The sequence below is a fragment of the sulfur-oxidizing endosymbiont of Gigantopelta aegis genome, assembly GCF_016097415.1.
Classification (GTDB): Bacteria; Pseudomonadota; Gammaproteobacteria; order GRL18; family GRL18; genus GRL18.
In genome coordinates this window covers 1-7,741 of the sequence record NZ_JAEHGE010000009.1, presented here as the reverse complement: position 1 = coordinate 7,741, position 7,741 = coordinate 1, and the positions used below count along the sequence as shown (strand labels likewise).

General features: G+C 36.0%; 8 protein-coding genes. 7 read left to right on the top strand and 1 reads right to left on the bottom strand.

What is annotated here, in order from left to right; genetic code table 11:
- Positions 1–89: 89 nt before the first annotated feature.
- Positions 90–434: a hypothetical protein gene (locus JEU79_RS25665; RefSeq protein ID WP_198263913.1), complete on the bottom strand. Its 345-nt coding sequence runs from the start codon at positions 432–434 to the stop codon at positions 90–92.
- A 216-nt stretch (positions 435–650) separates the two neighbouring features.
- Between JEU79_RS25665 and JEU79_RS25660 the strand changes: the two genes are divergently transcribed.
- From JEU79_RS25660 to JEU79_RS25630, 7 genes are all read left to right on the top strand, one after another.
- Positions 651–1,640 carry a helix-turn-helix transcriptional regulator gene (locus tag JEU79_RS25660; protein WP_198263914.1) on the top strand — a complete coding sequence of 330 codons (990 nt, stop codon included), beginning with the start codon at positions 651–653 and terminating at the stop codon, positions 1,638–1,640.
- 87 nt (positions 1,641–1,727) lie between these two features.
- Entirely contained in the window at positions 1,728–2,087 is a 360-nt protein-coding gene (locus JEU79_RS25655; protein ID WP_198266740.1) for a hypothetical protein, read from the top strand.
- A 12-nt stretch (positions 2,088–2,099) separates the two neighbouring features.
- Positions 2,100–2,333, top strand: a complete 234-nt coding sequence (locus JEU79_RS25650) for a hypothetical protein (RefSeq protein WP_198266739.1) — start codon at positions 2,100–2,102, stop codon at positions 2,331–2,333.
- 24 nt (positions 2,334–2,357) lie between these two features.
- Positions 2,358–3,089, top strand: a complete 732-nt coding sequence (locus JEU79_RS25645; RefSeq protein WP_198266738.1) for a hypothetical protein — start codon at positions 2,358–2,360, stop codon at positions 3,087–3,089.
- Between the two features lie 11 nt (positions 3,090–3,100).
- On the top strand, positions 3,101–4,129 hold the full coding sequence (locus JEU79_RS25640) for an McrB family protein (protein WP_198266737.1): 1,029 nt from the start codon (positions 3,101–3,103) through the stop codon (positions 4,127–4,129).
- Between the two features lie 4 nt (positions 4,130–4,133).
- A complete protein-coding gene (locus tag JEU79_RS25635) occupies positions 4,134–5,438 on the top strand; it encodes an McrC family protein (protein WP_198266736.1) in 1,305 nt (434 codons plus the stop codon).
- Between the two features lie 37 nt (positions 5,439–5,475).
- Positions 5,476–7,741, top strand: a 2,266-nt coding sequence (locus JEU79_RS25630) for a TM0106 family RecB-like putative nuclease (RefSeq protein ID WP_198266735.1), incomplete at its 3' end; no start/stop codon positions are given.

The following is a 7,741-nucleotide window of genomic DNA, read 5'->3' as shown; positions in this document are numbered from 1 at the left end:
TGGGCACAAAAAGCGTGCCCACCCTACGGTCAAAATTATCAAATAATTTTAGAATAAACGGGTGGACACTAGCTAATTGTTTACCAATTTTATTGCAACTGGTATTCATCCGCAGTTTCGTCCCAGGTGAATACACTTTGAGCTTGGCTACCGGCAGCAGGTGGGTTGTTATCCAATGCTTGTAAAGCGCTGGCAAGGGTAGTGGTGCTTGAGCGATTGAGATTAAAATCTGCAGGGTTGACGTATTCTTCATAGGCAACACTCCAAACTTCCTCACCGGTATCAGCAACAGTGTTGAGCGCTTGTGTTTGTAGGGTGACATTTTGCACTGGAAACACATCACCTATGGCAGGATCGCCGTGAACGGCATCCGCATTGGCATTGAAAGAAAGGGCGGCAGTGGCAGCGAATAATAAAGTAGCTAAGGTTTTCATGGCTATATCCTCGTATGGGTTAAAATATTAAGTTTGTCTTGCTATGGGTTTTACTATACGCTGCTTGAGCTTGCGGGAACCTTGCACCAAGATTAAAGATATTTCATACTTGCCTAATTGAATAGTCATTATCTGCTTGACCGTTATGAGATTAAAAAAACTGTGGGAATAGGAAGCATGTATTTTTAATGTGGGCTGAAAAAATAAGGGACTAGAATGGCTGATAATTTCAAACGACGCTTGTATATCCTTGAAATGCTGAAACGTAAAGAGGATGGTGTGATTACCATACCTGAGATAATCCGTCGTTTATCTGGGAAGGGCTTCGAGAATATTCGAAATAGAACTATTGAACGAGATTTAGCTCAATTGTCCACTGAATTTGCTATTGGTTGTGATAATAGTGTAAGACCTTTTCAATGGTGGTGGGCTGGTCTTGAATCATATGATATTCCGGGTATGGGGCGAAATTCTGCCTTAAGCTTTAAATTGAGCCAACAATATCTGGAACCATTATTACCTCATAAAAGTCTTAAACATCTTCAGCCTAAGTTCAGACAGGCAAAAAAGGTATTATCTGGCAAGGGTAAAGAAAAAGATCGTCGCTGGGTGAATAAAATTCGTGTAGTGTCCAAGGCGTTAGCTCAGATCCAAGCTGTGGTTTCTGAGTCAGTCCATGATGCCGTTTATGAAGCGCTTTATGAAGAAAAAATGCTACAAATTGATTATCTGTCCCGTGATGATGATGAGCTGAGTCAGCGTAGAATTCACCCTTTGGCACTGATTTATCGGGGGATCACATCAGAGCTCATTATTTGTGAAGATGGGCAAATAAAACGCTTTATATTGAATCGTATCAAAAAAGCTAAAGTGCAAATTCAGTCAGTGCTTATTCCAGAAGGATTTAATTTAGATCACTACATTGATGAAAATCTCGGCTTTCCGGGAAGTTGTGAGCTGATTGAATTTAAAGCATGGATTGATGCATCTGTACGTCAGGATATTGAAGAAACCCCCTTGACTAAAGAGCAAACCATTGAGGAAGCGGGTGATGGTCATATCATTTTAACCGCCACTCTTCGCGAAACAGCCAGTTTAACGGCATGGATTCTGGGGATGAATGAGCAGATTATTGTGCTGGAGCCAGAAGCATTAAAAGACAAAATAATCGATTTAATTACTGGCATGGTAAAGAATTATCAATAAAGCGTCATTTATTGACGGGTGTATTGTGTAATATGGCCTAAAGTTATTAAATAAGTACCGAAATTCGACAAAATTGAGGCAAATACGATGAGGCACTGGAGAAAAAAGAAGGCAAATAGAGCTCATGATTTTATTAATTTAAAAAATAAAGAAAATGACGCTTACCTTAAATTGTTGAAACGGATAAAAATCAAAGTCATTGATAATCCCATTGAAAAAGCACTCGAATATTACTATGAAGCCAATCCTGATGCTCAAGTGATTTCAACTTATTCAAATAATTTCTTATTGAGATTAGCGTTAAATCATATTCGTCACAATTACTCAAATTATGAGCGCATCATTCAACAAATTGGTGCAAGCTTGTATCATAAACTTGAGTTCAAAGAGCATGTTAATATGGCGATTATTAAGAAATATCATTTTGAAAATCTAAGGGCTATATAAAAGGATGATGGTATGAAAAAATTATTAAATTTTTTAGCACTTTCTATCACAGTGCTTAGTTATAGTGTCTTTTCTTATGATGCGGTTATTAAAGATAATCGTGGCAGAGTCACAGGCTATATGGATACACAAGGTGATAAGACGTATTTTATTGATAAGCGAGGTCGCCGTGGTGATTATATTGAGGCGGATGGGACGATTAAAGATAAGTACGGGCGTAAAAAAGGTAAGATTGAGAAGAAATAATTATTGAATATTAAGAGAAATAAGATGAAAAATAAAATAATAAAGAATTTTAAAATTCCAGCAGAAATTGAAAAATATCAAAAAGATACGGGAGGTAAAAGTAAGCAACCTAGGGGAAATCGTGTTGTTAATGCATTTATTAAGGGAAAAGATGAAGCAGACAAGCTTTATAAAAATGTTAATGGACATACTGAAACTGAGCAATGGCTTGATAATTATTATATTTTCATATCTCTTTTGTTAGAAAAGTTTGAGTTACATAAAGGTGATGTTTTTTTGGATGCCTCTCATCTTAAAAATGGAACTCTTGAGCCCAACAATATTTCTAGAAAAAGAGCTTATGAATCAGGTAGGGTTGTTATTTCAAGTTTTATTGGAGAAAAATCAGAAATGTTAAAAAGTTTTTCTAATAAATCTTCCGATCCAAACGTTAGTTATCCTGGTGCAAAAGATGGTGCTTCGGGCACAAGAAAACCATTTATGGCAAATTTTTATTGGATTATTCAACTACTGAATGAAAAGGGAGTTGAAATTCATGTAAATTTAGAAAACAAGGAAGTTTTAGAAATAAGTGATGATGAGTTCCCCTCTTGTGATGAGTTAATAATGCTTGCAGAAGAACTCAAAAAAAAGCGTGGAAAAGAACCAACACCGGATGAAATTTTTGATCTTTGGCAAGCACTTAATGAAAACAAACAATTAAATGATAATGTACGAGAAAAGTTATGTAATGAGTGTTTTACAGAATTGACATAAATGGAAAAATAATGGGTTATCGAGATAAACAGTGGCAAACAACGAGAAAAACTATGAAAAAAAATTTACCTCTAAATAGTATCTTCTATGGCCCTCCAGGTACTGGCAAAACATATAATACAATTAATGCTGCAATGAATATTATTGAACCTGAACCTGAAGAAGAGCAAAGTCGCCAGGATTTAAAGAAAAAATTTGATGAATATATGGATACAGGTCGTATCGATTTTGTAACCTTTCATCAGAGTTTTAGTTATGAAGATTTTGTTGAAGGATTGCGGGCAAAAACAGATAATGGGAAGCTAAGCTATTATATTGAGCCAGGCATATTTAAAAAAATTTGTGATAAAGCACAAGAAGATAAAGATAAACCTTGTGTTCTAATTATTGATGAAATTAACCGTGGCAACACGGCTAATATATTTGGTGAATTAATTACCTTAATTGAATCATCCAAACGAGCAGGTGCAGGTGAGGCTCTTTCTGTTAATTTACCATATTCAAAAGAACCATTTAGTGTGCCTGATAATCTATATATTATCGGCACGATGAATACAGCAGATCGTTCTCTGGCTTTAATTGATACAGCACTTCGCAGACGTTTTCAATTTATAGAAATGCTTCCTGATCCAAGCCTGATTGATGAAATAACAGTTCAGGGCGTAAATATTAAAGAGCTGTTAACAGTAATCAATAAACGAATTGCTTTATTGTATGATCGTGAACATACAATAGGACATAGCTTTTTTATGTCGCTCACTAACCAGTCAAACATTGATGATTTAAAAACTATTTTTAACCAAAACATATTACCACTATTGGAAGAATATTTTTTTGAAGATTGGGAAAAAATTCGTCAGGTACTGGGAGACACATCTAAATCAGATGAGTTGCAGATTATCAGACCAGAAATTGATGAGGCAGAAATAACTCAGCTATTAGGAAATGATTATAACAATAATATGATAAACAGCTTGTATTCACGCAATGATGAAGCTTTATCTAAGCCTGATGCTTATATTGCAATTTATGAGGGATAGCTAAGTGGCGACTTGTATTGTTTTAAAAGAATATGAGATATTTTCTTCTGTTGAGCATGGGGGCAAACTGCCTGTAGTTTGTTATCAATGGCTAAAAAAAATTGCCCTTGAACGCCAGGAAGATAATAATGCTGAATTTCTAAGACTCATTTCACGTGATGGCAAAGAATCCTTGCAAGTCAGAAATTATGTTGGCCTGTTGCAGACGCCTGATGGCACATGCATCGAGATATTACCTAAAATATCAGAGGGCAAAGAGGATAGAAATGATTCTATAAAGCTATTATTTAAAATGCTGCAGAAGGTTCATGAACTTCCTGCAATAGAGACGACAGATGCTTCGTTAGATATACAAAACAGTCCACTTATTGAAGTCTTAATTGGGCGGTTTTTAAAACTGGTTGCAAATCTGGTACATAAAGGTATTCGTTCAGATTATATTCGAGTTCAGGAACAACAAAATTTTATGAAAGGTCGCTTGCGAGTTGCTCAGCAAATTCGCCAACCTGTTTCAAAACAACATCGGTTTTGCATTGAATATGACCGGTTTTCTCCTGACAGACCAGAAAACAGATTAATTCGTTCGGCTTTAGAGCAAGTCTTAAAATGGAGCCAAAATCCCAATAATCAAAAATTAGCCAGAGAACTGCAATTTTCATTTATTGACATTGAACCCAGTTGCCAGCACAGGGTGGATTTATCTCGCTGGAGTCAGCAACGAGATATGATTTATTATAAGCCACTTAAACCGTGGGTCGAACTGATTTTAATGACGCAAACCCCATGGTTTATGAATAATAAATGGCAAGGACTATCCTTGTTATTCCCAATGGAAAAGCTCTTTGAAGCTTATGTAGGAAAAATATTAGCAGAAAAATTAACTCGTCCCTATACAATAGCCGAACAAGTTTCAAGCCATTATTTGACACAACATAAAGGCAATAATTGGTTTCAGTTAAGACCCGACTTTGCAATTTATAATTCAGGCCATATTGAATCTATTTTAGATACAAAATGGAAGTTATTAAATGATTCACTCAGTGACTCAAGAAGTAAATATGAATTGAGTCAAAGTGACTTTTATCAACTTTATGCTTATGGTCAAAAATATCTATCAGGACAAGGGAATTTGTTCCTGATTTATCCAATGCATAAAAAATTTAAGGAGCCATTAGCAGAGTTTTCATTTGAAGAAAACCTGAGTCTGTGGGTTGTGCCATTTGATTTGAAGAATGATGAACTTTTACTGCCTGAGCAATTTCAATCTTTGTTTAGTGCTAATTCACTTTTAAAAGATCGTGTTGCGTAATTAAATTGAAATTAATGATCGATCAATATGAGTAAATATGTATATAACAAATAATGCAATGATCTTCTCACCATCAGACTTAACTGTTTTCCTAAACAGCCCTTTTGCTTCCTGGATGGATCGAGCAAATATTGAAGATTCAAATTTTTCTATTACGCCTGATGAGTCTGATCCCTTCATGGCTTTATTGGCAAATAAAGGCTATGAACATGAAACTCAGTATCTCAATAAGCTAAAAAAAGATAAAAATCTGAGTGTTATTGATATCAGGGAACAGGATGAGTCTGACCCGGTATCAGCAACATTAGATGCTATGCAGCAGGGCTATGATGTTATTTTTCAGGCAACATTAGAATCTAAACATAATAACCTTCTTAATGCTAAAGCGTATCTCTTTAAAGGTCATGCTGATTATTTAAAAAAGGTCTCAATTCCCAGCCAATTAGGTGATTATTCTTATGAAGTCTGGGATGCCAAGTTAGCGACTCATGTAAAGCCTTATTTTATCGTTCAACTGTGCTGTTATGCTCAATTATTAGAGCAGATTCAGGGGATCAGACCGAAAAATATTGTTGTTATTTTAGGTAATGGTAAAACGGCTCGTTTAAAAACAGACGACTATTACTATTATTATCAAAATATTCAATATCAATTCTTAAAATTCCATCAAGATTTTGATTTGAATCAGATGGAAGATCCCGCTAATTCTCGTGAATATGGTCAATGGTCTGATTATGCTCATCATTTATTAGAAGAACGAGATCACTTGTCGTTGGTTGCTAATATCACACGAGCTCAAATAAAAAAGTTGGAACAAAAGGGGATAAAAACTTGCAATGACTTAATGCAATGTACTTTATCCACCATTCCTCGTATTCAGGATGAAACATTTTCACGTTTAAAGAAGCAGGCCAGCATGCAAATAAAAAGTCGTGGTTTAGCTGTGCCACTTTTTGATTTGATTCCTAATTCTCCTCATGAATATATTGGCTTTTCAATTTTACCCCCTCACTCTGACAATGATATTTTCTTTGATATAGAAGGTTTTCCATTGGTTGAGGGTGGTTTAGAGTATTTATGGGGGAGTAGCTACTTTGATGCTCATACTCCTAAAAGCAGACAATTTAAAGACTTTTGGGCACATGACCAGGCTCAGGAGAAAACCGCTTTTATTCACTTTATCCAATGGGCTTATGCTCGCTGGGAAAGTGATCCTGATATGCATATTTATCATTATGGTCACTATGAGATTACCGCATGCCGTAAACTAATGGGGCGCTATGGTGTGTGCGAACAGGAAGTCGATCAGTTATTGAGAAATGAAGTGTTTGTTGACTGTTATTCTATCGTGAGAAATTCCCTTTATATTGGTGAGCCTAAATACTCGATTAAAAATATAGAGCATTTGTACCGTCAACAACGTGATACCGAGGTATCGGGTGGGAGTGAGTCAGTCGTGGTTTATGATGCTTGGCGTGTTGCTCCCGATGGTGACGACTGGCAATCGTCAAGCCTGCTTAATGATATTCGGGATTATAATATTGATGATTGTCACTCTACACAGGAATTGGTGAGCTGGTTAAGAGAGCGACAATCTGAAAATGATATTCAATATCTGGGTAAGACTCCTGTTGAAGAAGAATTGCCGGAGGAAGTCACCGAAAGAATTCAACTTAGAGACCGATTGTTACTGCGCAGTGAACAAGAACGAAAAATAGATCCAAAACAGGCGGATTTAAGCGAAAATTTAGCCTGGGTTCTGGAGTTTCATCGGCGTGAAGACAAGCCGTATTTTTGGCGATTATTTGATCGTCTTGGTATGGATCATGACGAGTTATTAGATGATCAAGAATGTCTGGCTTGTTGTGTTCGTACCGATAAACCTGCTTATAAGGATTCAGAACGCTCCAGAAATATCTGTTATCAATATCAGTTTGATATTGACCAGGAGTTTAAAGGAATAGAAGCAAATTATTGGCATCTATTAGGTGCTGATAATGTCAAAGTCAATATGCTACTGGATGAGTGTGATTTTAAAAAAGGGCTGATTGTTTTAAAAACATCTTTTGAGCCGGATAAAAAAATCACACTCATTCCTGATACTTATGTCAGGCAGAAACCTATTTCTGAATCTATTGATCAGGTTGTTACTACTTATGAACAAACGGATAATAGTCAGCCAGCAACAGGTGCAATCTATGATTTTTTAAAACGAAGAGCGCCTAATATAATTGGGCTTGGGCATACTGTCAGCGAGCAAGGTTCAATTATTCAAGACCCTCATAATCAATTGAATGAAACAA